This is a genomic window from Nitrospira lenta, assembly GCF_900403705.1.
GTDB lineage: Bacteria > Nitrospirota > Nitrospiria > Nitrospirales > Nitrospiraceae > Nitrospira_D > Nitrospira_D lenta.
This window is the reverse complement of record NZ_OUNR01000011.1, coordinates 1-1,145: the sequence shown is the minus strand read 5'-3', so window position 1 is coordinate 1,145 and position 1,145 is coordinate 1. Positions and strand designations below refer to the sequence as shown.

The 1,145-nt window shown below is 62.5% G+C and carries 2 protein-coding genes; both read left to right on the top strand.

Features of this window, described 5'->3' with window-relative positions; all coding sequences use genetic code 11:
• The first annotated feature begins 64 nt into the window (after nt 1-64).
• Nucleotides 65-355: a transposase gene (locus NITLEN_RS06350; RefSeq protein WP_121990465.1), complete on the top strand. Its 291-nt coding sequence runs from the start codon at nt 65-67 to the stop codon at nt 353-355.
• On the top strand, nt 352-1,145 hold a 794-nt coding region (locus NITLEN_RS06345), incomplete at its 3' end, for an IS3 family transposase (protein ID WP_181416681.1). The genes NITLEN_RS06350 and NITLEN_RS06345, both read left to right, overlap by 4 nt.

The following is a 1,145-nucleotide window of genomic DNA, read 5'->3' as shown; positions in this document are numbered from 1 at the left end:
TGAGCTAGCCCGGGTTTGACGGACACCTCAAATGGGGGCACGATAGCTCCCGAGGAGGTGCGACATGGGCCAACGACGACGGTTCACCCCCGAGTTTAAGCGGCAAGCCGTGCAATTGCTCAATGCCGGGCAACGCCCCGCGGCTGAGATTGCCCGTGAGCTGGGCGTCCCACGCAATCGTCTCTATAAATGGCAAAAAGAAGTGGCCACACATGGTGGGGCCTTCCCGGGGTCCGGTCGGCACGCCGAACCCGCTGCGGAACTCGCACGGCTCCAGCGAGAATTGGCGCGGGTCACGGAGGAGCGCGACATTTTAAAAAAAGCCGCCGCGTTCTTTGCGAGGGAGTCCACGTGAGATACGCGTGTATTCGGACACAGGAACGGATCCATCGTGTCAGTCGCTTGTGTGCCGCCCTCGCGGTCAGTCGCAGCGGCTACTACGCCTGGCGGGCCCGACCCGTGAGTGCACGAGTCGCAGCGGATCAACACCTGCTCCCAGTCCTGCGGGACGTACATCAGCAGACACGCGAAGGGTACGGCGCCGTGAAACTCTGGCAGGTGCTGAAGGCGCGTGGCATTCGATGCGGCCGTCATCGGGTGGCCCGACTGCGGAAACTCGCGGGACTCGAAGCCCGACGGGTTCGGCGCTTCCGCGTCATCGTCGCACACCATCAGTTGCCTCCACCGGCACCCAACCGGCTTCAGCAGTGTTTTGTCACAACGGGACTCAATCGCGTGTGGGTCGGTGACGTGACCCACGTGCCCACGCGAGCGGGCTGGCTCTATGTGGCGGTGCTGCTGGATTTGTATTCGCGCCGAGCGATCGGCTGGGCCATGAGTGCCCGGCCCGATCAACAGCTGACGCTGGATGCCCTGGCCATGGCGGTCCGCCAACGCCGCGTTCGGCCCGGTCTGATTCATCACTCCGATCAGGGGGCGCAATACAGCTGCCTGGCCTATCAACGGCAACTCGTGAGCCTCGGCATAATCCCGAGCATGAGTCGGAAGGGCAACTGCTATGACAACGCGGTGGCAGAGAGTTTCTTCAGCACGCTCAAGAATGAGTTGGTCCATCACCAGGCGTATCACACGCGGGAGGAGGCGAGCCGAGAGATCTTTGCGTTTATCGAAGGGTTCTACAATCG

What these genes read in the sequence shown, in the direction of transcription:
- NITLEN_RS06350 (WP_121990465.1), top strand. Translation starts at nt 65, where the DNA reads ATGGGCCAACGACGACGGTTCACCCCCGAGTTTAAGCGGCAAGCCGTG.